The organism is Caballeronia udeis (assembly GCF_001544555.2).
GTDB classification, from domain to species: Bacteria; Pseudomonadota; Gammaproteobacteria; order Burkholderiales; family Burkholderiaceae; genus Caballeronia; species Caballeronia udeis.
The window spans coordinates 96,713-122,853 of record NZ_FCOK02000011.1; the positions used below are offsets into that span (position 1 = coordinate 96,713).

Here is a 26,141-nt window from a genome sequence, read left to right on the forward strand (position 1 = left end):
CCTCGCCCCAACCGGTTGATTTCCACAGGGAACCAGACTTCTCCGGTAACGATCGCGCTGCGAGCAATCGCCGGATTTTATGCCCGTGGTCCGGACTCGTCCACCGCAATGGATTTCTACTTCGAAGATAAGCGCCCGGTTCCGCTGCCGTCCGACGCAAAACGCGGCGAGACGCTGATCGAACTACGCGCCAGCGTTGCGGCAAAGGTGCTGCTGCTTAATGCAATGCTTGCCCAACACGTCACGCCCGCCGAGTTGGCGCGGCGGATGCACACACGTCCGCAGGAAGTGAATCGCGTCATTGATCTCGGGCATGCAACGAAAATCGACACGATCGCCTCGGCGCTGGCCGCGCTCGGCATGCGTTTGGAGTTGAAAGTGATCCCGGTATAAGGGCGGACCAGAGATTGGGGATTTTCGCGCGCTTCGATGAGGTGAGCGCCGCTACGGACGGCGGACAAATCGGCCTGTGGAATCTGACACGGCCAGACCATCTATTGCACTGGAGAGCGCCAAAACAATCGCTTCGGAGTTAGGGCCGCATGCTGAGCACGCATCCGCGTAACTCGACGAGGGGCAGCCAAAACTGAAATCGGCAGCAATTCGGATGTAGCCACCCCTTACCAGATCGGAGGAACTATAGCGGTGACGTAACTTGCATTTCCAGTCATTCTGCGGACTGCAGAAGTGGGTGTATTCTTACCAAATACATATCGATCCATATGAGGTAAGGCAATGACCGCCACCGCAACGCTATCCAGCAAATTTCAGATCTCCATTCCCAAAGCGGTTCGTGAAGAGCAGCACTGGGAAGCCGGGCAAGAGTTCGTGTTCATTCCAAAGGGCAAAGGCGTGCTAGTCATGCCGGTACCCGAATTGGAGCAACTTTCCGGGATCGCGAAGGGCGCTAAGAAAGACGACTACCGCGACCGCAAGGACCGTTATTAATGGCGAGATCAATGCGCGTGATTGATACGTCGGCCTGGATCGAGTGGTTGGTCGGCAGTGCGCTAGGCAAGAAGCTGAGCAAGGAATTTCCAGAAAAATCTCGCTGTATCGTGCCGACGATCGTACAGCTCGAGTTGTCGAAATGGCTGGTGCGTGAGGTCGGTGAAGAACAAGCCGACCAAGTCATTTCCTACACGCAGAAGTGTGTGGTCGTACCACTGGACACTGCCATTGCATTGCTGGCCGCCGAACTGCATCGGGAACACAAATTGGCGACCGCCGATGCGATCGTTTACGCGACAGCACGGCAACGGAGAGCGGATCTGCTCACGTGTGACGCGCATTTCAATGGACTATCGGACACCGTGTTTTTCCCGAAGCCGACCCGCTCGTGAAACCCTGCGCGGGCGCCGGCATCTCCGATCCGCCCGTCTGCACTCTCCAGACCAACGTCGCCCAACAAGATGTGCATGGTGTTGACCAAGTCGAAACGGGGAGCATCACGGAAACAGACCAGCGCCGTTCGCGCCGTTCGCGCTGTTTTCGCTTGGCCCGAACTTCGGTAATAGTTATCCGCGCGCAGATGGTTCCGTTCTTGCCGACCAGACACCACCATTCAATCCGTCGAGCCTCAGGAGCGCTGAATCTGGCCACGGTGTGCTCTCTCTACGCTTGTCGACAAATAGACAGAATTTGTACCAACCGGCACAGGCTCGGCGAGCACAACTATTGATTCTAAAGAATAATTTGGTGCGCCCGGCTGGGATCGAACCAGCAACCCCTGCCTTCGGAGTTTTACCAGCGCACCACGATCCCTTATAAATCAATGCCTTACGCAACTCGCAAACTGCAAAACCAAGGCTAAACAAGGTCATTCAAGGCCATCCAAGCTCACCCTGACTGTATTTTCACTGTACAGCCGGCAGACCCCGCCTCAATCCCGCTGCGGAGGTACAGCACGCCAAGCAGCTGATTTGTAACCATCAGGTGGTGGGTTCGAGTTTGCGCTGCACAATGGAGCGATTTCAGAAACCTCCTGTGTGGGTTCCGTTGCGGTCGATGCTTAGTCGGGCCACGGAGCAGGTCTAACGCGCCCGTCCGGCGCAGAGTTCGAACAATCGACAATGAGCAACTTCCAGTTTTCCTTTCCTAAACAATGGGCGTTTGTCCTCAACCCAGTAGTTTTGCCTGGTATCGACTCATACGAGCTTGCCCCTAACCTGACCTTGCGGAAAGCAAAGCAGCATGAGGTCGTCGCGATCAAGCAAACCTTGGCGTGCTGCGTTGGCTCACCCTTCAATGTGCCGCGTGAGTTGAACTACGAGACGGACAGGCATGAAACGCCAATCGGGCCGAACAGCAAAAACATCAACGCGATTCCGCTCGCCGTGGGCGATTGGCGCTATCACATCGTCACCAATGAAGGAGATCAAAACGGGCTCTATCGGTCGCATTTGGCTATCAATGCAACAGCCGCACCTTTAGAGATTTCCGCCCTGACATTCGTCGGGCAGGGGTTAAGCGGTTGGCGTGGAGACTCCGCTTCGCGGTACTTTCGCGATTTCATGCCACTCCCGGCCTCGCATTTGAGCATCGCTGACCTGGACGAAGCTCGCGAGACGATCACCGGATTTGAGCCGTTCTTCGGTGGTGGCGCGCTTTACGAGCAACACCCGGAAGTCCAGCGCGCTTTCCTCATGTATGACTCCCTTAGCATGTTGCCTGCGAATTCCGAATTTCAAGTAATTGGACTGTTCGCGATCATCGAAATGATGATTACGCATAACGCCAAGCTGGAAGATCGGGGGGACTCGATCACCCACCAGATGCAAACGAAGCTACCGCTTCTGATGCGCAGATTCCGTAGACCAATATCGACGAACCAGCACTTTGGTGACGTTAATGCAAAAAAGGTTTGGTCCGCGCTCTACTCGTATCGGAGCGCCTTGGCGCACGGGGGAGTGGCGAATTTCGCTTCCGGCCCATTGCAGGCGATTAAGTCGGCGGAGGCTGCGGCCGAGTACCTTCGTTCAGTCGTGAAGGGACTGCTGAGGCATGTTCTCCTAGAGCCTCTACTCGTTCTTGACCTGAAGAATTGCTGAAAGCTCCTAACCGGCATTTCGAAAACCTGATTCACCGTGGCGAGCGCCTCACGCCGAGCCACCCCGTTTGCGACGGCATGCAACCTCAGAACCGAAGCGTGCACGCTGCATCAATGTGCATCAACAAGTTTGCGTTTAATTTGTTGCAAGCCCCAAGGTGGAAGGGGCTCACGGGCGGGGTGCAGCTTGCATCAAAGGACGCCTCCCAAGAGGGCGGGCAGGCGGGGAGGGGACTGCGACAGAACAAAGGCGGAGTCATCTCGCGCGCGGCGCGGAAGATTTTTGGAATCCATTGACGTCTCAGAGAATTGCGTGAAGGCGAGGTGCGGTCGGCAACGAGAGTTCGTCGCCAGGTCTACCCCGCTTAGTGGGATAAAATGCACGCTGGTCGAGTAAGCTGGCCTTGTTTGGACAGACCATTCGGCGGCGAGTCTCACCTTATGCGGTGGAAATTCCCTCTAATACTAAGTTGGACTCCGCATGACCGACCCTATCCCGCTCACAGTCTCAGTCTTGGCCCTTGCCGTCTCTGCGATCACGGCGTGGTTGACATTGTTTCGCCGCGGCACAGTGCGAATGACTCAGCCAACGGTCATATATTTCGGCCCCGACACGCCACGTCCAGGCGGCCGCGACGGAAATCCAAAGATCTATCTGCGGACATTGCTCTTTGCCACCTCGAAGCGCGGGCGAATCATTGAGAGTATGCATATCTCGCTTTCGCGATCCGAAACCCACCAGAACTTCAATATCTGGGTGCATGGCGAGACCAACAAACTCGTTAGAGGTAGTGGCCTCTTCGTCGGCGAGACTGGCGTTGCTGCCAATCATCATTTCCTCATGCCGGAAGACGGAAGCCACTTTAAGTGGTTGGCGGGACATTATCAGCTTGGCGTGCACACTCGCCTCGTGGGTGACAAGGCGCATAAGCTGCTTTTCTCTCAGCCACTCGAAGTCACGTCGGACCTTGCCGCCCAACTGGATAGACCTGGTGTGGGGTTGTACTTCGACTGGGGACCAGACTCATCGCGCTACTTACCACACATCGAACAACGTCCGCCCTTGCACGACCCAGAGCAATTCATCGAAACGCTAGGTCTAACGCCTCATGTCGAACGTTAATGGACGTCTTGCGTTGTCCCTCGTCCTATCGCGATCGTCGCGAATCAGCTGCAAGTGGACTTCGGCTCAAGCAAATCGAGCGTCTCAACGCTCAACTGCACCGAACATCGTTAAGCCACTGCCAGTCACGTTAGCTCGCCGATTGGCGCTCGGACACTATTGGCTCTCTTGACTAAAAAGATCATCGACAATTCGCCGCGCAGCGCTGTAACCGCCCATCAAGGCGTCTGCTTCTGTCGCAAACGGGCGACCGCCGGCCTCCCCGAAACGCAGCGGTGAAAATACCGCGATGGCATTACCTGCCTGGAAGATTCTGACTATTGCCACGTAGCCCACACGCGCCGGAGTTCCGCCAGCCTGCCCCCAGCTTAAGTCGGATTCGACGGCCACAACCAGGGTATAGCCGTGATATTCGTATGTACGCGTCATGGCCTACTCCGCTTTTAACTGCCATTCCGGCATTCACGGACACCCGACATTGCTGCCAGCCGTGTACGGATCGTCGCGAACTCGCTGTCTGTCGCGCGTGATAGCCCGACCTGCACCTCGTCGAGTTCAGGGGCGTCGTCAGATTGCTGGACGATGAACTGCTTCACTCGAACACTTCCCGTACCCAGAGCGTTATGAATACTGTCGAGTGAGACGCTGCCGCGTTCGACCACCAGGGTTATATTGCGCTGCTGTTTGACCGAAATGAAGCGACGCTCGAGCGGCTTCACCCCGGCAAGAATGATAAAGATGATGACCGTCGCTCCGATGGCTGCGGTGTACATGCCACCGCCGACCGCCAGACCGATTCCTGCGACCGACCAGAGGCTGGCGGCGGTCGTCAACCCGCGCACGATTTCGCCACGCATCAGGATCGACCCCGCGCCGAGGAAACCAATGCCCGACACGACTTGGGCAGCGACCCGGGAAGGATCGAGCACGACGTTCTTCGTTCCCAACACATCGGCAAATCCGAACGCAGAGACGAGCATCATCAACGCCGCACCGACACATACAAGCATGTGCGTACGCAAGCCTGCTGCCCAGTTCATTCTTTCGCGCTCGAAGCCGATGACGCTACCGAGTAGAGCCGCCAGGACGAGGCGAGATAGAAGCTCGATATTGCCGATCACGAACTACCCCTTGATATTTTGGTGTTAAATCGGCTGTGAAGCCGTGTCGGCGACGGGGGTGTGGGTCTGGCCCGTCCCGTTTCCGGGACCGTCCGGTTTATCGATGACCACCGACGGCGTTTCGCCGCGATTCTCGTGCGTAAGGAAGAGATCCACGATTTCCCGGGTCGGTATGCTTGTGACGAGCGTCGATATTTTGGTCGGGCTGAACCACCTGCACTTCGAGATTTCGTTACACGGTTCGGGGGACGCGTCCTGAGGAAGATCGACGAAAAAAACGAGATGTCGTTTGCTGAGGCCGCCAAACTGGAACAGGTAGGTGACCTCCGCACCAACAAGCGAAGTCTCTTCTTGCAGTTCGCGCCGGGCTGCGTCCAGCGGCGACTCGGAACGTTTTATGGTGCCGCCGGGTAACGACCACCGCGACCGCTCGCGCGCGACCAAAAGCACTTTGCCGTCCCGGATGCATATGATGGTCGCCCTAGCTTTCATTCTCTCCCCTATAGGACACGCGGCGGCTGCTTTAAAGGCGGATTATGGACCATCCGCGAGCGTCCGTTTTGCCGAAGTGGCCGGAAGGACACGATGACGCGCTGTGGAGGCACCTCGCTGGCACAACGACGTTGATCGATCTGGTCCTTCTATTTTTGCACAGTGGAGTAAGCTAAAAGTCAGTCCACCGTTGACGGGGAGAACAGGCAATGAAAACGCGTTCGGCACTTGAGATCTGTTTGCCGCTTGCCCTGTTCATCGCGGCGTGCGCCTTGTCGCTTCCAACTCTGATGATCGCTGTCGCCTGGATGACGATTGGCGTTATGTCGCTGGGGCACCGCACACTCGAAAGCTTCCCGATTGACGGGATCAGTCGGAAGTGGCTCCGGGGGTATCGGGGAGCATGCCTGTTGTTCTACCACCTTGCCTGGTGGCCCTGGTACATGCGGACTCCTCTGCGAGACGGCGCTGATCGAATCGGAAGACGGCTGTTCACAAGGAAAAAATCGCCGCATCGCGAGTCGGAGAATCCGCAGGACAACCTGCCGACCGGCGAGCGTGAGGAGAATAGCAAGAGCGACGCAGGTCAAGGGCGGCGAGATTGACTGGGCCGAAACCGACATGATCGTCGAGCTATCGGAAAAAGGGGGCTGACCGTGCCGCCTATGTCGGCACGTTTGCAGCCAAGGCGAAAAACCTGGCATCGACTGTCACGATCTCACCCTGCCCTGGAAGCGACCATCCGCTGATTCGACGCGACCGGCGCTTGCTGGTCGATCAGAGATACTCTGACCATATACGTTGTGGCGCGCTTGGCGCTGACAATTGCCGTTCTTGGCGCGCCGCTTTGGGATGAATCCCTGGTCGCCTACGCGATGGAGTTCGACGTCTTGATCGAATAGGGATTGAAGCGCACAACCTCATCGCCAAGCCACTCATTGAGCTGCGCAAATCGCCTTTGCAGGGGTTCGATTTCGTTCGCGCCGAACACTTGCGCGGCCGTGTCGGCCGCACCGAAACCGCCGGTATTGCTCGGCACGATTCCCATAAGCTGCGGCGGTACGCGGTGAGCTGCGAGCAAGTCGTCGCGCGTCACGTTCTTGATGTTGAAAAACTCATCCTTCGCCGTGACTTCCGAAACGGGTATGAGCTGGATGCCGTCTTTCTTTCCGTTCGGCGCGTACATGAACAGGTTTCGGAAATTGCCCGGTCCCTTGCTGTTCTTCAAAGCCTCGCGCATGTTGTCAACATCGGTTTGACTTTGCGCCGCATCGGTCATGTACAGGATGAAACCCGCGTGCGAACCGTTCTCGTAATACCGCCGGCGAAAGAGCGTCGCCGACTCGTTCAACCAGGCCGCGTGTAGGGCGCCGAGATATTCAGGCAAGCCATACACTTCCTGGTTAATGTCCGGCTCCATCAAATGATGGATCGAGCCGACCTCGAACTCGTGTTGCTGTTGCCACCCGTTGACCTGGTAAAACTTCTGCAAGTCTGTCGACCGGCGCAAGTATTTCGACGGTGCGCGTTTGAGCGCGAGGGTTCCGCCAAGCCTCGACCGTTGCCGCTCAATGTATCCATTGCCAAACACCAGGAAATCGAGCGACCACTTATCGAATTCCTCGCGCGTGAGCAACTTGTGCGGAATGAACGTGGCCGAAAGCACGTTGCGTTTAAAGTAAATCGCCGAGCTGTGATGCACACCAGCTCGAAACGATTTCGCCAGGCCGGCGAGCGACACCGGCGGCTCGAACCACTGACCGGCGGCCCACGTTTCGACGTAGTCAAGTATTTCGGCGCGGTCCATCACTGGCATGGCGTCGCCGAACGTGAAGGCCTCGGCCTTGGGCGGGGTTGAAGGTGCGGCCGGCGGTGCGGCGTGCGTGTGCTGTCTGCGCTTACTCAATTTGAGAACTCCATAAAGCCGGTATTGTTTGCGGTGATGCCTTCTAACGGCTCGTTTCCGAGCGCGTGCAGGCACGCCCACGCTAAGTCTGCGTGGCCTGTTTCCTCGTTCCTGCTGGCCTCATACGTGACTTTCTTGCCGCTCGCCGTCATCGTCTTTCGAATCGCCATAAACGATTGAGCTAAATCGGTCCAACCGGCATCGAATTCGAGCCGGCCCTTGCCGATCACGTTTAGGCCTTTGAGCACCAGGCGGCCTTTCACTTCAGGCGAGTAATTGAGTGCGACCGCGTGCGGGTAGAACTGGCGCACGAGCTGATAAACGCCCTGGCCGATGCCTGTCGTATCGATCGCCATATACGTCACGTTGTATTGCTGTGTGACCTGGCGAATTGCCTCGGCCTGTGCCTCGAAATCCATGCCGCGCCATTGGCACTTATGCAGCACGCGAAACTTGCCACCAGGCACGGCCGGCGGTGCGAGCACGATTAGGCCGGCGGAATCGCCCGATAGGGCAGGGTCATAACCTACCCAAACCGGGCGATATCCGAACGGCCGGCCGGCGAACGGTTTGAAGTCGTCGGCCCATTCATCCCAGGAATCGACCATGCAGCGTTGCAAGTCGGCGAGCGGGAAAATCGACGCGGTATCGTCGATAAACTGGCACATCAACAGGTTCGCGTATTCCTCGGCGCTGTATTCAAGGCGCAGCTCGTCGATATCGAATAAGTCGCAACCGCCGAACACGGCATCCTCGACCGTCACAATCTGACGCCATTGCCTGTCCTCGCAAAGACGCCCGCCGGCGAGCGCCTTGTGCGTTACGTCCATATGCAAGTGATCGACCTTTGCGCGGCCCCTGTTGTAATGCTCGCCGCTCCAAAACGTATAGGCGCCGTGTCCTATGCTCGATGGCGTTGAAAAATACGTCTTTCTCCATTGCTTGTGCATCGCCATGCCCGAGGCGACTTTGTTGAGCTGTTGGAATCCGCCGACCCAAAAATATTCATCGAAATAAAAATTGCCGTGGTAGCTCTGCGCGGTGCGCGCGTTCGTGCCGAGGAAATAGAGAATCGCCTCATTCGGCAAAACGATCGGCTCGCCGGTCAATTCAACGTCTGCGGCCTCGCGGGCGAACTGGCATATGTACTGCCTGAAAACGTGCGCCTGTGCCTTGCTGGCCGACAAGAAAATTTGATTACGGCCCGTGTTGATCGCGTCGTCTAAGGCCTCGCGTGCGAAATACCAGGTAGCGCCTATCTGGCGCGACTTGAGGATGTTGCGGGTTCGCTGATGGCCTTGCCGATACCAAACCTTTTGATAGTCGAATAACGAATCGAGAAAGGCCTCGCGAATCTGCTGCGCCTGATCGTCGCTGATCGCGTTACGTGTTGCCTTCTCCTTTCGGGGCGCCGTGTTGCGCGCCTCGATATTTGGGTTCAAGTCGCTTTCTTTCCCCGTCTCGCCGTATTTGCGCACGCGCGCCGTGCGCTCGATCTGGCGCATGAGCAAGTCGACCTCTTTGAAGTCGCGGCCGTCTTTCTGGTCCTTCGCAATGAGCACCATGAGGCGCGTTTCGATCGCCGTCTCGATGCGCTCGGCATGCGAGGCATCGGCCCACTTGTCGCGCTGTTTCCACGCCTCGACCGTAGGGCGTTTTTCTCCAATGTGTTTCGCGATCGACGAGACGCGCCAACCCTGCCAGTAGAGCGCGCGGGCTATACGGCGAGGGTCGGCGTTGTTTTCCAGAACGGGGGCAATGTCGGCAGTTTCGAGCATGCGGTAAGCGTACCCGCGACGCGCGCGCGCAAGGAGCCTAAGTGTTTGTATCCAAAGCGAAAACACTCGCCGCTCATTGAGACATTGCGCCCTCGAACGCAATATGTGAACTCACGTTGAACCCTTAAACGACCCCTGTAATAACCCTGTTGGAGACCTAACGATGCAATCTCGCAAGCTGTCGCTTATGTCGTTCGCCGTTGCGGCGATCGCGTTCGCTTTCACGATGGACGCACACGCGGCGACGCTCGCCGTGAGCACCGTACTTGCACCAATCGATTTCGCTGCGCATGGCCTGGGCGCCCTGGGTATCGGTTCCGTTGCACTGGCCGGCGCGAACGCCGACACGGTGAAGCATGCGGCAACGAAGTTTTTCCGCATTGCTGTCGAAGGCGCGACCACGGACGGCCGCAACATCTCGCGCGAATGGCTCACGCAAATGGCGAAGAACTACAGCCCCGAGCTGTACGGCGCACGTCTGAATCTCGAACACTATCGCGGCATCATTCCCGATGGTCCGTTCAAGGCATACGGCGACGTTCTCGCGCTCGAAACCCGCGACGAAACGGGCGTGCTCGCTGGAAAGCTCGGCCTCTATGCGCAAATTGCCCCGACGCCCGAACTCGTCGCGCTGACGAAGGCCAAGCAAAAAATCTATACCTCGTGCGAAGTCGACCCGTCTTTCGCCGACACCAAGCAAGCCTATTTGATCGGCCTGGCCGTGACCGATAGCCCGGCGAGCCTCGGAACTGAAATCCTTTCTTTCGCAGCTCAAAACCCGGCGGCCTCGCCGTTCGCGAGTCGCAAGGTAAGCCCGACGAACCTCTTTACGGTCGCCGACGAAACGGTGATCGAGCTGGAAGCGGAACCGGCGCCGGCTGCGCCCTCACTGTTCGCTCGCGTTGCCGAGCTGCTCGGCCTGGCGAAAGAGAAGGGCGCCAAAGACGACACGCGATTCGCTGACGTAACGCAAGCGGTCGAAGCGATCGCCACGCACGGCAACGACCAGGCCGCGACATTGGCCGCCCTGCAAGCGACCGTCGCCGAGCTGACGGCCGCCGGCGAGCGCGATCGCCAAGCGTTCGCGGAGCTGCAAACGCAGCTCTCGACAACCGGCAACGGCCAACCCCTGCGGCCGGCGGCAACCGGCGCCAACGCCGAAATCAAAACCGACTGCTAAACCGACCCCCTCGGCACTTCCTCGACCCTTGGAGTAACACACAACATGCAGAACAAAACCCGCCTCGCTTTCAATGCCTACCTGGAAGCAATCGCGCAACTCAACGGCGTGCCGAGCGCGGCCGCTAAGTTTGCGGTCGACCCGAGCGTGCAACAAAAGCTTGAAACGCGCATGCAGGAATCGAGCACGTTCCTGTCGAAAATCAACGTGATGCCCGTTTCGGAACAACAGGGCGAAAAGCTCGGCCTCGGCATCGGCGGCCCGATCGCGAGCACGACCGACACGAAGGTGAAAGACCGCGAAACGACCGACCCGACCGATATCGACTCGCACAAGTATTTCGCCTCGCAAACGAACTTCGATTCGCATGTGCCGTATGCGAAGCTCGACGCCTGGGCGAAATTCGCGGACTTTCAAACCCGCTTGCGTGACGCGATCGTGCAACGCATGGCGCTCGATCGCATCACGATCGGTTTCAACGGCAAGACGCGCGCGGCAACGTCCAATCGCGGTACAAACCCGTTGCTGCAAGACGTGAATATCGGATGGCTGCAAGCGTATCGCGATCAAGCTGCGGCTCGCGTGATGGCCGAGGGCAAGGCCGCCGGTAAGGTGCAAGTCGGCGCCGGCGGTGATTACGCCAACCTTGACGCCCTGGTGTATGACGCGGTGAACAGCCTGGTGGACGCATGGCACCGCGAGGATACGGCGCTCGTCGTGATCTGCGGCCGCGAGCTGCTGCACGATAAGTATTTCCCGATTCTGAACCAGGACAACAAGCCGACCGAGCAAGCGGCGGCCGACATGATCGTGAGTCAGAAGCGCATCGGCGGTTTGCCGGCCGTGTCCGTTCCTTACTTCCCGGCCAACGCCATGATGGTTCAACGGCTCGATAACTTGTCGATCTACTGGCAAGAGGGCGCACGCCGTCGCACGATCGTCGACAACGCCAAGCGCGACCGTATCGAGAACTTCGAATCGAGCAACGATGCGTATGTCGTCGAAGATTTCGGCGCCGGCTGCATGGTCGAAAACATCACGGCGGTCTAATGATGAAAAGCCCCGCCCAACGCCATTTTGAACGCGTGTCGGCCGAACAAGCTGCGGCCTCGGCCGCGCCTGGCGAATCCCTCGCCGGCGCAAACGCCTATGAGCTGATGCTTGTAAAGCTGTCGACCGATCGGCGCCGCTTGAAGTCGATTGCCTCGATTGAACAAAAGATCAAGGTAAAGCGCGACGAGCTGTTACCCGAATACGTCGACTACGTGACCGGCTCGTTAAGTGGCGGGCGGGGCGCCCAGGATGACGTTTTAACCACGGTGATGATCTGGCGCATCGATGCGGGCGACTATGCCGGCGCGCTCGATATCGCCCGGTACGCGATCAAGCACCGCATGACCTTGCCCGATCAATACGACCGGCCGCTCGCGACCGCGATCGCGGAGGAATTCGCCGAGGCGGCACTCGCGGATTTCAAAAAGGGCATTGCGATCGATTTCCTGCAGCTCGGCGAAGTCGCGGAACTCACCGCGCCGGCCGACATGCACGACCAGGTGCGCGCCAAGATGCACAAGGCGATCGGCTACGCCGTGCAAAGCACCGATAGCGCGCTCGCCCTCCAACACCTACGCCGTGCGCTCGAACTCGATTCGCGCGTCGGCGTAAAGCAAGACATTGCTCGTATTGAAAAAGCGAGCAATGCGGCCGGCTGATACCGCCGACCGCACGTAACTAGCCCCCCCGGCTGGGTGGCGCCGGCCGACGAAATGCAACGCCTGACGGTTACGCATTTCCGACGCCGGCCCACCGCCCACATTTTCCGAGCTGAAGCCATGACGAGTTTTAACGCGATCGCCGCGCCGAGCATTACCCCCGAACCGACCCCGCCGGCCGCGTCGCTGATTGTCGAAAACATCGATTGGTTTCCGCCTATTGACCTGGCCGCCATGCGCGAAGCGGTGCGGCTCGACGGCACCGTGACACATGCCCGCTTGCGTGATGCGGTGATCGCCGCAATCGACGAAGTAAATCGCGAGCTGTCGACCTGGCGAGCTGCGCACCAGGCCGCGAACGTCGCAAGCCTGGCCGAGCTGCCGTCCGACAAAATCGGCGGTGAGAGCGTGCAGCTCGCGCGATATCGCCGCGCTGTCTATTTCCTCGCCCGTGCGGACCTGACCGAAAAATATCGCGACTTCGATAGCACGAAGTCGGGCGCCGCTGATGCCGACGAGCTGGTGACAACGATCGACGCCGATCGCCGCAACGCGCGCCACGCGATCAACGATATGCGCGGCCTCTCGCGCACAACGATAGAGCTGATCTGATGCGCGTTTATGCACAACAGGGCGATACCGTCGATTCCCTTTGCTATCGCCACTACGGCCGCACGCGTGGCGTCGTGGAGGCAACGCTCGAATTGAATGCGGGGCTTGCCGACCTCGGCCCGATATTGCCGCACGGCCAAGCCGTCGACCTGCCAGAAGCACCGAACGATCAACCAACCATCTCAACCGTAAAACTTTGGGATTAACCAGGAGTGCGCCGCTATGGCCGAACCTAGTACCGCGCTCGCCGTCGCATCGGCCAGCATCGGCATTGCCAGCTTGTTTCCTGGCGTCGACGGAAATGCACTGATCGGCGCATTCACCGGCGCCGCGCTCGTCGTCGTGACCTCGAAAGACCTATCGATCGGCAAGCGTTTCGCCTACCTGGTGATTTCAACAATTGCTGGATATCTGGCCGCGTCTGATGTCGTGCAGTGGACGCCGATAAAGAGCACGGGCGTTGCTGCTTTCTTCGCGGCCGCGCTGGCGATCACGGTGACGCTGCAACTGATCGAGCGAGTGAAAACGTTCGACCTGTTGGCGTTGTTCAAAAGGGGCTGACCTATGCACAACCCTCTCGCATTGATCGCGCTGATCGCCTACACCTTCGCGGCGTTTCGCATCCTCACTTATCGCCGAGACGGGGCGCGCTATCGGCATCACGTCGCCTGGTTTGCATGGCTCTTGCTCGTGGTCCTGGGCGGCTCTGCGATCGAGCTGGCGATCCACGCAAAAGCTATCGGCGTATTCGAAGCCGTGCGGGCGATCCTTTTTACGATTCTCGTTTTTGGCGTGCGGGGCAACGTCGCGCGCCTGCTTAGGAGCGAATAACAATGATTCTGAGATACGGCGATATAGGCGACGATGTTGCTTTGCTGCAAAAGCGCCTCACGCGTGCGGGCTTTCCCGTCAATGAGACGCACATTTTCGACCACGCAACCGAATCCGCGGTGATGGCGCTGCAACGCGCTCGCGGCCTGGTGATCGATGGCATTGTCGGCCCGAAAACGCTTATCGCTTTGCCAGGCCTGGCGCTGCCTTCACACCTGAAAGATTCCGACCTGGTGAAAGCGGCCGGCACCCTGGGCGTGTCGGTCGCGTGTGTGCGCGCCGTGAATGAAGTCGAATCACGCGGACAAGGTTTCTTGCCTGACGGCCGGCCAAAGATCCTTTTCGAGCGCCACAAGTTTTATAAAGCCCTGGCCGATCGCAAGATCGACCCGGCGCCGCTCGCCGTGAAATATCCGAACATCGTATCGAGCACCGCCGGCGGATACCTGGGCGGGGCGGCCGAATATTCGCGCCTTGCCCTGGCCGAACGCATTCACTCGGACGCCGCGCAAGAGTCGACGAGCTGGGGCGCGTTCCAAGTCATGGGCTTTAACTGGAAGCGCTTGGAGTATTCGAGCATTACCGATTTCGTCGCACGCATGCAGCAAAGCGAAGGCGATCACCTGGACTCGTTTGTGCGCTTTATCGCGGCCGACACGGCCTTGCTGGCCGCGTTGAAGGGTAAGAAGTGGGCGGCCTTCGCCAAGGGCTACAACGGGGCGGATTACGCCCGCAACATGTACGACACGAAGCTCGCCCAGGCGTATGCGAAGTATGCCGAGCGCGAAAAGGCGGCGGCATGAATGCGATGGCCGCTCGCCTGGTTGCGTGCCTCGTGGCGGCCCTGGCGCTCGTCGGCGCCTGGTTCTATGTCCAAGCCCTACGCGGCGACCTGGCGGCCGCCCAGGACACCGCACGCACGGCACAAGAGACGGTCGACCGGCGCGACGCCACGATCGCGCAGTTACAGAAAACCGAGCGCGAGCACGCCCGCCAGCTCGCGCAGCTCGAACGCACCCGCCAGGGCGTCGCGGCCGACCTGGCCGCTCGTGAAACCGAACTAGAGGCTTTGAAGCATGAAAGCGAAACCGTGCGCGCCTGGGCTGATGGCGCTATCCCTGATGACGTTGTGCGCCTGTACACAAGCCCCGCGCTCACCGGAACCGCCGACCTCCTTTCAACAATGCGCGCCGGTAACGGCATGCACGATGCCGGCAATGTCGCCGCGCCGTAACGGCGACCTGGCGCACGCGCTCGACGTGGCGCGCGCTGCCTGGGGCGATTGTGCGGCCCGCGTCGATATGGTTGTCGCTTGCCAGGCGAACGACCTGGCCGGCGCCCTGGGCGGCACCCATGAATAAGGCCGCCAGCTTTCGAAAGGCGATGGCCTCGGCCGTTCCCTCGCTCAACGATGACCCCGACAAGCTGCTCGTTTTCATCGATCAAGGGCGCATCGTCGCCACGGCCGCGCCGTCGCTGTCGTTCGAATATCGTTTCGTGCTCAATGCGATCCTGCTCGACTTCGCCGGCGACGCCGACACGATTTTCGTCGCGCTGATGGCCTGGGTTCAACGCAATCAATCCGACTTACTCGCCAACGTCGACGAGCGGGCGAACGGCATCACTTTCGAAGTCGATCACCTGACGCAATCAACGTTTGACCTGTCGATCAAGCTCTCGCTCACCGAGGGCGTGATCGTCGACACCGACCAGGCCGGCGCGCACACGATCACGCATATCGACGAGCCTGTGCCCGAATGGACCCTCGACACGCTGTTCGCCGGCAATGGATGAACTGCGCGCCCTCGAAGCCTGGGCGGGGCGCTTGCTCGCCCAGCTCGAAGCGCCCGCCAGGCGCGCGGCGTTGCGCGATATCGCGCGCGAGCTGCGGCGCACTCAAACGGCGCGCATCGCGCAGCAAAAGAACCCGGACGGTAGCGCCTATGCGCCCCGCAAGCCGAGGCATGTAAAGAAGCTGCGCGGCAAGCAAGGCCGCATCAAAAACGGGGCGATGTTTGCGAAGCTACGCCAGGCGAAATATCTGCGCGCCGAATCCGACGCGGTTAGCGTGACTGTCGGGTTTTCCGATCGCATTGCGCGCGTCGCGCGTGTGCACCAATACGGCCTAACCGATCGCGTCGCAAAGGGCGGCCCCGAGCACAAATACGATGCCCGTGTGCTGGTCGGATTTAGCGACGCTGATCGCGAGATGATTCGCGATATGTTGCTTAAACACATCGTCAAATAATCATTCGGCTCTCTAACTATGTACCCAAGGCGCGAACAACCGCGCCGTGTCGACTCGCGCGTGCGTGCTCGGCACCATTGGGGAATGAACTCAAACGAATCCACACGCCAATTTTTGAACGGCATACGCAAAGGCACCGTGATAGGTCTGTCCGGCGCGTTGTGTCGCGTAGAGAGCGGCGATTTAACTACCGACTGGATTCAATGGTTCGTGCCTTGTGCCGGAGAAACGATCGAGTGGCTTGCGCCCTCGATCGGCGAAGGCGTGATGCTGTTGTGCCCGAGCGGCGACCCGGCGCAAGCCGTCGCACTGCGCGGTTTCTATACCGAGGATTTCGAATCGCCGAGCCTCGACCCCAATAAACACATTCGACGATATCGCGACGGTGCGCTCGTCGAATACGACTTTGCCGCTCACATTCTCAACGTCGATTTACCCGCCGGCGCAACGGTCAATGTCACCGCCCCCGACGCGGTGAATATCAATACGAAAACCGCCAACGTAAAGGCCGACAAAGTAACGCTCGATGCGGACGTGGAAGTTACTCGCTCGATGGTTGTGAAAGGCCCGTTTTCGTTCGAGAACGGCGTGAGCGGAAAGGCCGGCCAAAGCGGCGGCCCCGCAATGGTCATTTCCGGCACCGTCGCCGTAAGCGATGACGTGATCGCCGGCGGCAAGAGCGGCGCACATCACTCGCACATGGAACAGGGCGACGGCAAACCAGTGAGCGAACCGATATGAAAGGAATGAACGCCAAGACGGGGCGCGCTACGTTCGGCCTGTCACACCTGTATCAATCGATCGAAAAGATTCTGACGACCCCGCTCGGCACGCGTATCGCTCGCCGCGATTTTGGTTCCGAGCTGCCCGATCTTGTCGACGCCCCGAACAACCTCACGACCCGCGTGCGCCTGTATGCCGCTGTCGCGACCGCGCTGATGCAATGGGAACCCCGCTTGCGGCTCACCCGCGTGCAGCTCTCGACGGACGTGAGCGAGACGGGCGCGGGCGTGCAAGTGCTCGACATTGAAGGCACGACAACCGAATCGGGCGACCAGGTATCGACCCGCGTGCAGCTCACGAACGGCGGTGCGGCATGAGCGCGACCCCGATCGACCTCTCGCGCCTACCTGTTCCGGCCGTTGTCGAAGTCATCGACTACGAAACGTTGCTCGCCGAGCGCAAGGCGCGGCTCGTCTCGCTCTATCCGGCCGACGATCAAGCCGAAGTCGCGGCCGCGCTCGAACTCGAATCCGAGCCGATGAATATTCAATTGCAGGAAAGCACGTATCGCGAAGTCGTCTTGCGTCAACGCGTCAACGATGCCGCGCGCGCCGTAATGCTCGCCTACGCGGTCAAAGAGGATCTAGACCAGGTAGCGGCCCTGTTCGGTATCAAGCGCCTCACCATCGTCGAACCTGACCCGGCAAACGACATTGAGGGCGTCTATGAAGAGGACACCGACTTGCGCAAGCGCACGCAGCTCGCCCCGCAAGGCTATTCCGTCGCTGGTCCCGAGGGCGCATATATCTCGCATGCGTTGAACACTGACGGCCGCGTGCTCGATGCCTCGGCCACGAGTCCCGCACCGTGCGAAGTCGTCGTAACGATCCTGTCGCGCGAAGGCGACGGCACCGCATCGCAAGAGCTGGTCGACAAGGTAACGGCCGCCCTGCAGGCCGACAACGTGCGCCCGTTGACTGACGAAGTAACGGTACGCGGTGCGCAAATTCTGCGCTACCAGGCGCGCGCGACGCTCATTTTCTTCGCCGGCCCTGATCGCTCCGTCGTGCTCAAGGAAGCGCAAAAACGCACGGCCGCATATACGGACGAAATGCACCGTATGGGCATGGAAATAACCGAGGATGGTTTGTTCTCGGCGATGCGTGCGCCAGGCGTTCAAAAGGTGAAACTCATTTCGCCGATCGGCGGCATTGCTGTATCGAAAGCTCAAGCGGCTTATTGCGAGCTGATCGAGCTGATCGACGGCGGTGTTTATGACGGGGGCACGGAATGAGCAAGCTACTCGCCCCTAACTCGACCACGACCGAGCGCAACCTCGCCACGGTCAACGCCCGCATATCGGATATCCCGACGCCGATCGCGCAGCTAATGAACCCCGACACGATCCCGCTCGCGTTGCTGCCGTGGCTTGCCTGGCACCTGGGAATCGATGCGTGGAAAGACTATTGGCCCGAGCAAGTGAAGCGCGCCCGCGTTAAGGCCGCTATCTCGATCGCCCGCAAAAACGGCACTGCTGCGGCCGTGCGCGAAGTCGTCGCCGCATTCGGCGGAAACATTGCGCTGCGCGAATGGTTCGAGATGCAACCCAAGGGCAAGCCGGGAACGTTCGACGTTGTTCTGACTGTTGGATCACGCGCCGGCGAAGCCCCGACCGCCGAGTTTATCGCCGACATCATCGCGGAAATCGACCGGACCAAGCCCGTGCGCGCTCACTACTCATTCACCCAGGGTTTCGGCATGCAAGGAACGCTCGGCGTTGTCGGCGCCGTGCGGCCGGCCCTGTATCGCCGTCTTTCTTTCACGGATCAATAAACATGGCCGGAAATCTCTTTACTGTCACCGACGCCGGTAGAGCTGCGCTCGTCTCACCCGGCAACACTGGCACTGCTGCGCACAAAGTCACGCAAATCGGCGTGAGCACCGTCGCCTTTGACTCGACCGATAAGACGCTCAAAGTGCTGCCAGGCGAGCGCAAGCGCATTACCACGCTTGCCGGCGATAACGTCGCGGCCGACATGATTCACGTCACGCTCAAAGACGATACGGACGATCAATACACGCTCTACGGGTTCGGCCTGTACTTCGAAAACGGCGTGCTGTTTGGCACCTACAGCCAGGCCACGCCAATCATGGAGAAATCGCCGGCGGCAATGCTTTTGCTCGCGGCCGATATGGCGTTCAAGTCGATCGACACGGCGCAAATATCTTTCGGCGATGCGACCTTCACGAACCCGCCGGCGACCACCGATCGCCAAGGCGTTGTCCAATTGGCGACGAACGCCCAGGCGATCGCCGGCACCGACACGCAACGCGCAGTAACGCCGGCCGGTTTGCAATCGGCCCTCGCCCCCGCACTCGCGACGAAATCGAATGTCGGCCACCGTCACACGATCGTCGAAGTTGACGGGCTGCAATCCGCGCTCGATGCAAAACTAAACCTCACTGGCGGGATATTGAGGGGAAACACGACCGTCTCAAACGCGACCCTCGCGTTTCAAAACGGCAATTACACCGCCAGCATGCGCGCCGATGCGAGCGGGCTGCTCGGCTTCCTCAATCAAGCGTTGACCGCGTGGAACCTGCAACTCAACGATGCCGGCGTGCTCTCGTTGCCGCGTGCTCGCCCGAATTGGGCGGGCGGCCTGACACCCTGGGACAACGGCAACTTTGACCCGAATACGCGCGTCGCCAAAACCGGCGATCGCATGAGCGGCGACCTGTTTGTCGATAGCGGCGGACTGCACTTAAGCGGATGGAACGGGAACCCGAATACAGGCGTCGTGTTTCTCAACGCTGCCAGCAATAGGTACGTTAATTTTGACGGGACCAGTTACGTTATGCCTGGCGCCGAGCTGTACACCGGCCCTGCGATTAACCGCGTTTGGCACGCCGGCAACTTCAATCCCGCGGCCTATCAACCTGCTGGCAACTATCAACCAGCGGGAAGCTACCAGGCTGCCGGCGACTATCTACGCAATCGCACCGGTCAAACCACGACGGGCCTGTATTTCGGTTCGGCTAACCCCCCTGGCATTGGTGGAATCTCCCAATCTGGAAACAACGACAACGTAGCGCTCACGATCGGCAATGACGGCAATCAGTCTGCGTCGGCCGTGATGCAGTTTCACCGCCAAGGTTCATTTGCCGCCTATTTCGGCCTGGACACTGACAACCAATGGGCGGTTGGCGGGCGCTCGATGGGCAACGTTCGATATCGCCTCTTTCACGAGGGCAATTTCGATCCCAACACCGCCGTCAACCTGGCTAACAACGCCAACAACAACGCCGCTTCAAAAGCCCCGATCCGCAACGGCAATAACAACGGCGGATACGGATACGTCTGTTGCGATAGCACTGCCAAGGTGACGATTAGTTGGGATGGCGCGAATCACCAGATATACGCCGATAACAGTTACCTCGGCGCGCTGATGACCACGAGCAATTACAACAATTGGGCCGCGACGAAAAGCGCACAAGTGCAATGGGGTAGCGGCGTTTCCGAACTCGCCGGAGTAGTGACCGGCGCCGATGTAACGGTGGACGCCGGCGGCCCTTGGGTGTTGGAAGGCTTGCGCACGGTCGGCGGAAACAACCGAATTTATATGCGCGTCGTTTGGCTAAGGAACCAATAACCATGATTTCGCACGATCAACTCGCTCACGCTATTGAGCAAGAACTCGGACTTAAGCACGGCGTCGATTTTCTCGTCGCTCATCCGCTCGACAAAGACGGAAATCAACGCGCCGATGCCTATCTTTTTCGATGGATGAACAAGGACGTTTTGCAACCGGATATCGAGCTGATGAAGGCCCGATATCAAGAGTGCCATTGCGACACCTATGAAGCGATGGCCGCACGCGAGCGTCGCGACGCGTTGATCGCGCAAACCGATTGGACACAAGCCCAAGACATACCGGACGCGGTGAAGGCGAAATACGCCGTCTACCGCCAGGCCTTGCGCGACATAACGAGCCAGGCCGGTTTTCCAAAGTCGATCGACTGGCCTCTTTTACCGCAGTAATCCCATACGCAACCAGGAGCAAAACAAAATGCCTTTGAAAAAAACAATCCGCATCGCATCGATCGGCACGCCGGCGTCATACCACAAGGTTCGTCGCTATGCGGTCGACGTGGAAGCAAAGACCACGTTCATCGATATCGCCAGTTTCTACGATGAACAAGCGGCACGCGACAACTTGCAATCGATCGGCATGGCAAACGTGATGATCGCCGGCATTCCTTCGAACGGCACCGATGCCGTCGCCTTCTGCGAGGCGCAACTCGCGGAGCCCGTACCCGCTGCGCCGGTCGATGGATCTGATCCGACCATCGGCAACCCGAATCGTTACCTGTTCGCCGACGCTGAAATCGTCGACTAACACGCCCACGCCCCCGTTTCCCCTCACCTCTACGGACTAGGAAAACCCATGCCTACGGATTACCACCACGGCGTAAGAGTGCTCGAAATCAACGAAGGCACGCGCCCGATTCGCACCGTATCAACGGCCGTTGTCGGCTTTGTTGCGACGGCTGAAGATGCCGACCCGCTCGCATTCCCGCTCGATACGCCTGTGCTCATCACGAACGTCATTTCGGCCCAGGCGAAGGCCGGCAAGCTCGGCACGTTGAGCAAGACCCTCAAGGCGATCGCCGCACAGACGAAGCCGGTTTGTGTCGTCGTGCGTGTCGCTGCCGCCCAGGACGCGGCCGCGACCTCGGCCGCAATCATCGGCGGCGTTAGTGTCGACGGCAAATACACCGGCATGAATGCGTTGCTGGCCGCGCAAGCCAAGCTCGGCGTTAAACCGCGCATCCTGGGCGTGCCTGGCCTCGATACGTCTGAAGTCGCCGTCGCACTGGCATCGATCGCGCAAAAGCTGCGCGGCTTTGCCTACGTGTCGGCCAACGGCGCCAAGACGAAAGAGGAAGCGACCGCCTATCGCAAGACCTTCGCACAGCGCGAAGTGATGGTCATTTGGCCGGACTTCACCGCTTTCGACACCGTGACGACCATCACGTCGACGCTGCCGGCGACCGCTGCGGCCCTCGGCCTGCGCGCCAAGATCGACGAGGAAACGGGCTGGCATAAGACGCTTTCCAATGTCCCGGTCAATGGCGTAACGGGTATCTCGCAAGACGTGTTTTTCGATCTGCAAGACCCGGCGACGGATGCGGGCTATTTGAATGAGCAAGACGTAACGACGCTCGTGAATCCGGGTAAAGGCTTTCGCTTCTGGGGTTCGCGCACCTGTTCGTCTGACCCGTTGTTCGCGTTTGAGAACTACACGCGCACCGCGCAAGTGCTCGCCGACACGATGGCCGAGGCGCATCTCGAATACGTCGATAAGGACATGCACCCCTCGCTTGTTCGTGACTTAATCGAAAGCATCAACCAGAAGTTTCGCGAGCTGGTCGCAAACGGCTATTTGATCGGCGGCTCGGCCTGGTACGACGAAGAACCGAACACCGTCGACTCGCTCAAGAGCGGAAAGCTCTACATCGATTACGACTACACGCCGGTTCCGCCGATTGAAAACCTGCTGCTGCGCCAGCGCATCACCGACCGTTACCTCGCCGACTTCGCCTCGCGCATTCAGGCCTAACCCGGTTCAACCAGGAGTAAGAAAACATGGCATTGCCGAAAAAGCTAAAGGCTTTCAACCTGTTTCAAAACGGCGAGAACTATCGCGGCGAAGTCACCGAAGTGACCCCGCCCAAGCTCACGCGAAAGATGGAGGACTATCGCGCCGGCGGCATGAATGGCCCGATCGGCATTGATTTCGGTAACGAAAAGATCGTGCTCGAATGGACGTGCGGCGGAATCATGCGCTCGGCCCTCGAACAGTACGGGATTATGAAACACGATGGCGTGCAACTCCGTTTCGCGGGCGCCTACCAGGCCGAGGACTCGGCCCGCCCCGATGCCGTCGAAATCGTCGTGCGTGGCCGACACACTGAAATCGACTTTGGCAACGGTAAGGCCGCCGACGATACCGCGTTCAAAGTCTCGACGCAGTGCAGCTATTACAAGCTGACGATTAACGGCACGACGATTATCGAAATCGACTTTATCAACATGGTCGAAAAGGTGAACGGCGAGGACTTGCTCGCGTCGCTGCGCAACGCTATCGGCCTCTAAGCCAGGCATCCACGTTTAACCCCGCCTCGCTCGCCTGGTGAACGCCAGGCGAGCAATCAGCACCCGAACCCATTGCAGAGAAAATCAAATGAACGAACAAGCAATCGAACAAGGCACCGAAGAAGCCAACCCGAACACTGTAGAACTCGATACGCCGATTACGCGCGGCGATCAAGTCATCAACTCGATCACGCTGCGCAAGCCGACCTCTGGCGAGCTGCGCGGCACGTCGCTGAATGCCCTGGTCAATCTGGACGTGGACGCCCTCGGCAAAGTCTTGCCGCGCATCGCCACGCCCACGTTGACGGCTTTCGACGTGAACTTGCTGGACCCGGCCGACCTGGTGCAATTGGGCGTGGTGTTTGCCGGTTTTTTGCTGCCGAAGCGGGCGAGCTAGAGCACGGCTTACCCGATCGCGTCGAAGAGGCGATGGCCGATATAGCGATCGTCTTTCACTGTTCGCCGTTCGGTATGGACGAGCTGACTCTCGGCGAATTGAGTGAGTGGAGAGAACGCGCCCGCGTGCGCAACGGAACGGAATAGATATGGCGAATGACCTGAAATTGCGCGTGCTGTTCGATATGGTCGACAACGCAACCAAGCCCCTCAAAGAGCTGATGAACGGTAACAAGGGGCTTGCAAAATCGCTGAAGGAAACACGCGGCGAACTCGGCCAGCTCAAGAAAGCGCAAAAGGACGTTGCCACGTTTCGCGAGCTGCGCACCGGCCTGGCCGGCACCGCGCGCGAGTTGAACACCGCGCAAACCAGGGCGAAGGAACTCGCCGGCGGCTTGCGTGCGTTCGGCCCGCCGAGTAAAGCAATGATCGCTGACTTTGAGAAAGCGAAGCGCACCGCCTCGCAGCTCGGCCAGGCACACGCGCAGCAAGCGAACAAAGTCGACGAGCTGCGCACGCGCCTCGCCGGCGCCGGAATCAGCACCCGCAACCTATCCGCGCATGAACGCGAGTTGCGCACGAGCATCACCGCGACAACCGGCACGATGACCGGTCAAATGCAAAAGCTTGACCAGCTCGCCGAACGTGAGAAGCGTATGGGCGCCGCACGCGGGAAAATGAACCGCTTGCAAGGCACGGCCGCAAACATGGCGGTCGCCGGCTATGCCGCGAAGGCAACCGGCTCGCATATCCTCGGCGATATCAGCGAAACGCTCGACGAGTCGAAGAAATTCGAAGTCGAAGCGATGAAGATAAAGGCGCTCGGTCTGGGCGATCACGCTACGGCCGACGCGCTGAAATACGTTAAGGCGATGAAGTCTTACGGCACGTCCACGACCGATAACCTCACGCTGATGCGCGATGCAATGACCATTTTTGCGGACGAGCATCACGCACAAATGGTTATGCCTACACTGGCGAAAATGAAGTTTGCAAACGAAGCTTTGTTCGGCGCCGAGGACGGCCACGTCAACGAAGAAAAGTTTATGAACATGCTGAAGGTGATCGAGCTCCGCGGCGGCACGAAAGACGAAGCGACGTTCAAAGACGAAGCGAACATGGTTCAAAAAGTCATCACGGCCACTGGCGGCCGTGTGGGCGGCGACCAGTGGATGCAGTTCATTCAAACGGGCGGCGTTGCGGCAAAGCAAATGCGCAAGGACGCGTTTTATAACCAGATGGAACCGCTCATTCAGGAAATGGGCGGGCATGCGGTCGGCACCGGGCTTATGTCCGCATACAGCAACGTCTACCAGGGCAAGACGACCGTTCGCGCAGCTCGGCAAATGATGGACCTCGACTTGCTCGATAAGAAGAAAGTCGAATTCAACAAAATCGGCATGGTCAAGCAAATCAAACCCGGCGCGCTCGCCGGTGGCGACATGCTCAAGGCCTCGCCGCTCGAATGGCTGGAAAAGGTTCTATTGCCGAAGCTGGCCGCCAAGGGCATCACGGACCCGGACAAGGTTAAAGACATGATCGCGACGATTTTTACGAATCGCACCGCGTCGAATCTCTTTACGACCATGTACATGCAGAAGGACCAGATTCACAAAAACGAAAAGCTAAACGCCGGCGCTGATGGCATCGACGAGGGATACGCCAAGGGTCAAGCATTGACGCACGGCCACGAAATCGAGGCGCTTAAAAAACTGGAGAACATTAAGCGTGAAATCGGCGACAAGGTTTCACCCATGTATAGCGCCGGCCTGGAAATCACGGCCAACCTCACGGAAAGGCTTACCCGCTTCATGCAAGAGCACAGCACCACCGCGAATATCGTGCTCGTGTCGCTCACTGCACTGGCGGCCTTGCTGGTCGGAGGCGGCATGCTGACGATCGCACTCGCCGGCATTCTCGGCCCGCTCGCCCTGGTCAAATTCAGTATGTCGACGCTCGGCATACAAGGCGGCATCCTGTCGCGCGTGCTCGGCCTGGGCGCGACTGCCTGGCGCATGTTCGGCACGGCCGCGATGTTTGCCGGCCGCGCCATGCTGATGAATCCGATCGGCCTCGCAATCACCGCGATCGCGGCCGCTGCCCTGTTGATCTATACCTATTGGGAGCCGGTCAAGGCGTTTTTCGGCGGCCTATGGGACCAGGTTAAACAAGCGTTCGCCGGCGGCCTGGCGGGCGTCGGGGCGTTGCTTCTGAACTGGTCGCCTATGGGTCTGCTTTACCAGGCGTTCGCGAGCGTGATGCAATGGTTTGGCATCGACATGCCGGCGAAGTTTTCCGAGTTTGGCGCGAACATCATCGCCGGCCTGGTCAACGGCATCACAAGCGGCCTCGGCGCGGTCAAAGCGGCGATCACGGGCGCGGCCGATAGTACGGTCGCATCGTTCAAGGAAAAGCTCGGCATTCATAGCCCCTCGCGCGTTTTCGGCGAGCTGGGCGGGTTCATCAGCCAGGGCGCCGCGCTCGGCATGGAAAGCGAGCAAGGGCGCATCGCAAAGGCCGCGGTCGGCCTGGCGACGCTCGCCGCGACTTCATTCGCCATGCCAGGCGCCCAGGCGGCCGACACGCCGCTCGGCGTACCGAGCGTACCCATTGACACCCGAGGACCGATCGCGGCCCGCCAGGCGCCCGGAATTTCGGCCGGCGGGGCATCGGCCGCCGGCGGTGACACCTACATTTTTCAAATCAGTGGCAACGATACGAAGGCAATCGCCGACGCGGTGCGCGCCGAGCTGCAAAAGATCGAACGCACCAAGCAATCGCGCGTTACCTCGCGTCTGTCTGACTAAGCG

General features: G+C 59.3%; 35 protein-coding genes and 1 pseudogene. 30 read left to right on the forward strand and 6 right to left on the reverse strand.

Annotated features, from left to right (window positions below):
* Positions 1-99: 99 nt before the first annotated feature.
* The 5 genes and pseudogenes from AWB69_RS10875 to AWB69_RS10900 all read left to right on the forward strand — a co-directional run.
* Positions 100-393 (forward strand): annotated as a pseudogene (locus AWB69_RS10875) (type II toxin-antitoxin system HicB family antitoxin); the annotation flags it as partial.
* A gap of 342 nt (positions 394-735) precedes the next feature.
* Entirely contained in the window at positions 736-948 is a 213-nt protein-coding gene (locus tag AWB69_RS10880) for an AbrB/MazE/SpoVT family DNA-binding domain-containing protein (RefSeq protein ID WP_062084908.1), read from the forward strand.
* Positions 948-1,343, forward strand: coding sequence for a type II toxin-antitoxin system VapC family toxin (locus AWB69_RS10885; protein WP_062084909.1), 396 nt, complete (start codon positions 948-950; stop codon positions 1,341-1,343). The genes AWB69_RS10880 and AWB69_RS10885 overlap by 1 nt, the downstream gene beginning before the upstream one ends.
* A 729-nt stretch (positions 1,344-2,072) precedes the next feature.
* Positions 2,073-3,050, forward strand: coding sequence for a HEPN domain-containing protein (locus AWB69_RS10890; RefSeq protein ID WP_062084910.1), 978 nt, complete (start codon positions 2,073-2,075; stop codon positions 3,048-3,050).
* A 480-nt stretch (positions 3,051-3,530) separates the two neighbouring features.
* Positions 3,531-4,172 (forward strand): hypothetical protein, encoded by a 642-nt coding sequence (locus tag AWB69_RS10900; RefSeq protein WP_062084912.1) that lies wholly within the window; start codon positions 3,531-3,533, stop codon positions 4,170-4,172.
* A gap of 156 nt (positions 4,173-4,328) precedes the next feature.
* Here AWB69_RS10900 and AWB69_RS10905 read toward each other — a convergent pair whose 3' ends face one another.
* From AWB69_RS10905 to AWB69_RS10915, 3 genes are read right to left on the reverse strand one after another with little or no spacing between them, the layout of a single operon-like run.
* Entirely contained in the window at positions 4,329-4,601 is a 273-nt protein-coding gene (locus tag AWB69_RS10905) for a hypothetical protein (RefSeq protein ID WP_062084913.1), read from the reverse strand.
* 14 nt (positions 4,602-4,615) lie between these two features.
* Positions 4,616-5,293: an MgtC/SapB family protein gene (locus AWB69_RS10910; RefSeq protein WP_062084914.1), complete on the reverse strand. Its 678-nt coding sequence runs from the start codon at positions 5,291-5,293 to the stop codon at positions 4,616-4,618.
* A gap of 24 nt (positions 5,294-5,317) precedes the next feature.
* Positions 5,318-5,785 (reverse strand): NUDIX hydrolase, encoded by a 468-nt coding sequence (locus tag AWB69_RS10915; protein WP_063977785.1) that lies wholly within the window; start codon positions 5,783-5,785, stop codon positions 5,318-5,320.
* Between the two features lie 209 nt (positions 5,786-5,994).
* Between AWB69_RS10915 and AWB69_RS10920 the strand changes: the two genes are divergently transcribed.
* A complete protein-coding gene (locus AWB69_RS10920) occupies positions 5,995-6,390 on the forward strand; it encodes a hypothetical protein (protein WP_062084915.1) in 396 nt (131 codons plus the stop codon).
* A 263-nt stretch (positions 6,391-6,653) separates the two neighbouring features.
* Here the strand turns inward: AWB69_RS10920 and AWB69_RS10925 are convergent, their stop codons facing one another.
* Together AWB69_RS10925 and AWB69_RS10930 are read right to left on the reverse strand one after the other, a co-directional pair.
* Positions 6,654-7,691: a phage portal protein gene (locus AWB69_RS10925; RefSeq protein ID WP_062084916.1), complete on the reverse strand. Its 1,038-nt coding sequence runs from the start codon at positions 7,689-7,691 to the stop codon at positions 6,654-6,656.
* Positions 7,688-9,469, reverse strand: coding sequence for a terminase ATPase subunit family protein (locus tag AWB69_RS10930; RefSeq protein WP_062084917.1), 1,782 nt, complete (start codon positions 9,467-9,469; stop codon positions 7,688-7,690). The genes AWB69_RS10925 and AWB69_RS10930 overlap by 4 nt, the downstream gene beginning before the upstream one ends.
* A gap of 163 nt (positions 9,470-9,632) precedes the next feature.
* Between AWB69_RS10930 and AWB69_RS10935 the strand changes: the two genes are divergently transcribed.
* The 16 genes from AWB69_RS10935 (at position 9,633) to AWB69_RS11005 (ending at position 18,608) form a co-directional block, all read left to right on the forward strand.
* The gene (locus tag AWB69_RS10935) at positions 9,633-10,649 is read left to right on the forward strand and encodes a GPO family capsid scaffolding protein (protein WP_082913348.1); all 1,017 of its coding nucleotides are present in this window, start codon (positions 9,633-9,635) and stop codon (positions 10,647-10,649) included.
* A 45-nt stretch (positions 10,650-10,694) separates the two neighbouring features.
* Positions 10,695-11,699, forward strand: coding sequence for a phage major capsid protein, P2 family (locus AWB69_RS10940; protein WP_062084918.1), 1,005 nt, complete (start codon positions 10,695-10,697; stop codon positions 11,697-11,699).
* A gap of 2 nt (positions 11,700-11,701) precedes the next feature.
* Positions 11,702-12,361: a phage terminase small subunit gene (gene gpM, locus AWB69_RS10945; protein WP_062084971.1), complete on the forward strand. Its 660-nt coding sequence runs from the start codon at positions 11,702-11,704 to the stop codon at positions 12,359-12,361.
* A 36-nt stretch (positions 12,362-12,397) separates the two neighbouring features.
* Positions 12,398-12,973: a head completion/stabilization protein gene (locus tag AWB69_RS10950; RefSeq protein ID WP_231937057.1), complete on the forward strand. Its 576-nt coding sequence runs from the start codon at positions 12,398-12,400 to the stop codon at positions 12,971-12,973.
* Entirely contained in the window at positions 12,973-13,179 is a 207-nt protein-coding gene (locus AWB69_RS10955; protein WP_062084920.1) for a tail protein X, read from the forward strand. Before AWB69_RS10950 ends, AWB69_RS10955 begins: the two co-directional genes overlap by 1 nt.
* Positions 13,180-13,195: 16 nt before the next feature.
* The gene (locus AWB69_RS10960) at positions 13,196-13,534 is read left to right on the forward strand and encodes a putative holin (protein WP_062084921.1); all 339 of its coding nucleotides are present in this window, start codon (positions 13,196-13,198) and stop codon (positions 13,532-13,534) included.
* Positions 13,535-13,537: 3 nt separating this feature from the next.
* The gene (locus AWB69_RS10965) at positions 13,538-13,804 is read left to right on the forward strand and encodes a phage holin family protein (RefSeq protein WP_062084922.1); all 267 of its coding nucleotides are present in this window, start codon (positions 13,538-13,540) and stop codon (positions 13,802-13,804) included.
* Between the two features lie 2 nt (positions 13,805-13,806).
* Positions 13,807-14,607 (forward strand): N-acetylmuramidase domain-containing protein, encoded by an 801-nt coding sequence (locus AWB69_RS10970; RefSeq protein WP_062084923.1) that lies wholly within the window; start codon positions 13,807-13,809, stop codon positions 14,605-14,607.
* Positions 14,604-15,038 (forward strand): Rz-like lysis system protein LysB, encoded by a 435-nt coding sequence (gene lysB, locus AWB69_RS10975; protein ID WP_063977786.1) that lies wholly within the window; start codon positions 14,604-14,606, stop codon positions 15,036-15,038. The genes AWB69_RS10970 and lysB overlap by 4 nt, the downstream gene beginning before the upstream one ends.
* Positions 14,926-15,165: an Rz1-like lysis system protein LysC gene (gene lysC / locus AWB69_RS49260; RefSeq protein ID WP_231937058.1), complete on the forward strand. Its 240-nt coding sequence runs from the start codon at positions 14,926-14,928 to the stop codon at positions 15,163-15,165. The genes lysB and lysC overlap by 113 nt, the downstream gene beginning before the upstream one ends.
* Positions 15,158-15,598 (forward strand): phage tail protein, encoded by a 441-nt coding sequence (locus AWB69_RS10980; RefSeq protein ID WP_062084925.1) that lies wholly within the window; start codon positions 15,158-15,160, stop codon positions 15,596-15,598. The genes lysC and AWB69_RS10980 overlap by 8 nt, the downstream gene beginning before the upstream one ends.
* Positions 15,591-16,052: a phage virion morphogenesis protein gene (locus AWB69_RS10985; protein ID WP_062084926.1), complete on the forward strand. Its 462-nt coding sequence runs from the start codon at positions 15,591-15,593 to the stop codon at positions 16,050-16,052. The genes AWB69_RS10980 and AWB69_RS10985 overlap by 8 nt, the downstream gene beginning before the upstream one ends.
* Positions 16,053-16,136: 84 nt before the next feature.
* On the forward strand, positions 16,137-16,793 hold the full coding sequence (locus tag AWB69_RS10990) for a phage baseplate assembly protein V (protein ID WP_062084927.1): 657 nt from the start codon (positions 16,137-16,139) through the stop codon (positions 16,791-16,793).
* Positions 16,790-17,152 (forward strand): GPW/gp25 family protein, encoded by a 363-nt coding sequence (locus AWB69_RS10995; RefSeq protein ID WP_062084928.1) that lies wholly within the window; start codon positions 16,790-16,792, stop codon positions 17,150-17,152. Before AWB69_RS10990 ends, AWB69_RS10995 begins: the two co-directional genes overlap by 4 nt.
* Positions 17,149-18,069, forward strand: coding sequence for a baseplate J/gp47 family protein (locus tag AWB69_RS11000; RefSeq protein WP_062084929.1), 921 nt, complete (start codon positions 17,149-17,151; stop codon positions 18,067-18,069). Before AWB69_RS10995 ends, AWB69_RS11000 begins: the two co-directional genes overlap by 4 nt.
* Positions 18,066-18,608: a phage tail protein I gene (locus tag AWB69_RS11005; RefSeq protein ID WP_062084930.1), complete on the forward strand. Its 543-nt coding sequence runs from the start codon at positions 18,066-18,068 to the stop codon at positions 18,606-18,608. The genes AWB69_RS11000 and AWB69_RS11005 overlap by 4 nt, the downstream gene beginning before the upstream one ends.
* A gap of 53 nt (positions 18,609-18,661) precedes the next feature.
* Here AWB69_RS11005 and AWB69_RS50740 read toward each other — a convergent pair whose 3' ends face one another.
* The gene (locus AWB69_RS50740; protein ID WP_156528806.1) at positions 18,662-19,051 is read right to left on the reverse strand and encodes a hypothetical protein; all 390 of its coding nucleotides are present in this window, start codon (positions 19,049-19,051) and stop codon (positions 18,662-18,664) included.
* 12 nt (positions 19,052-19,063) lie between these two features.
* On the opposite strand from AWB69_RS50740, the gene AWB69_RS50745 reads away from it, so the two are divergent.
* The 8 genes from AWB69_RS50745 to AWB69_RS11040 all read left to right on the forward strand — a co-directional run bounded on the left by AWB69_RS50745 (position 19,064) and on the right by AWB69_RS11040 (position 26,138).
* Positions 19,064-20,428 carry a hypothetical protein gene (locus tag AWB69_RS50745; RefSeq protein ID WP_156528807.1) on the forward strand — a complete coding sequence of 455 codons (1,365 nt, stop codon included), beginning with the start codon at positions 19,064-19,066 and terminating at the stop codon, positions 20,426-20,428.
* Between the two features lie 2 nt (positions 20,429-20,430).
* A complete protein-coding gene (locus tag AWB69_RS48630) occupies positions 20,431-20,817 on the forward strand; it encodes a tail fiber assembly protein (protein ID WP_197500209.1) in 387 nt (128 codons plus the stop codon).
* A gap of 28 nt (positions 20,818-20,845) precedes the next feature.
* The gene (locus AWB69_RS11020; RefSeq protein ID WP_062084932.1) at positions 20,846-21,175 is read left to right on the forward strand and encodes a hypothetical protein; all 330 of its coding nucleotides are present in this window, start codon (positions 20,846-20,848) and stop codon (positions 21,173-21,175) included.
* 48 nt (positions 21,176-21,223) lie between these two features.
* Entirely contained in the window at positions 21,224-22,399 is a 1,176-nt protein-coding gene (locus AWB69_RS11025) for a phage tail sheath protein (RefSeq protein WP_062084933.1), read from the forward strand.
* Positions 22,400-22,425: 26 nt separating this feature from the next.
* A complete protein-coding gene (locus AWB69_RS11030; RefSeq protein WP_062084934.1) occupies positions 22,426-22,935 on the forward strand; it encodes a phage major tail tube protein in 510 nt (169 codons plus the stop codon).
* 88 nt (positions 22,936-23,023) lie between these two features.
* Positions 23,024-23,332: a phage tail assembly protein gene (locus AWB69_RS11035; protein ID WP_062084935.1), complete on the forward strand. Its 309-nt coding sequence runs from the start codon at positions 23,024-23,026 to the stop codon at positions 23,330-23,332.
* Between the two features lie 74 nt (positions 23,333-23,406).
* A complete protein-coding gene (locus AWB69_RS50750; protein ID WP_407923029.1) occupies positions 23,407-23,478 on the forward strand; it encodes a GpE family phage tail protein in 72 nt (23 codons plus the stop codon).
* Between the two features lie 2 nt (positions 23,479-23,480).
* A complete protein-coding gene (locus AWB69_RS11040; RefSeq protein ID WP_062084936.1) occupies positions 23,481-26,138 on the forward strand; it encodes a phage tail tape measure protein in 2,658 nt (885 codons plus the stop codon).
* Positions 26,139-26,141 lie beyond the last annotated feature (3 nt).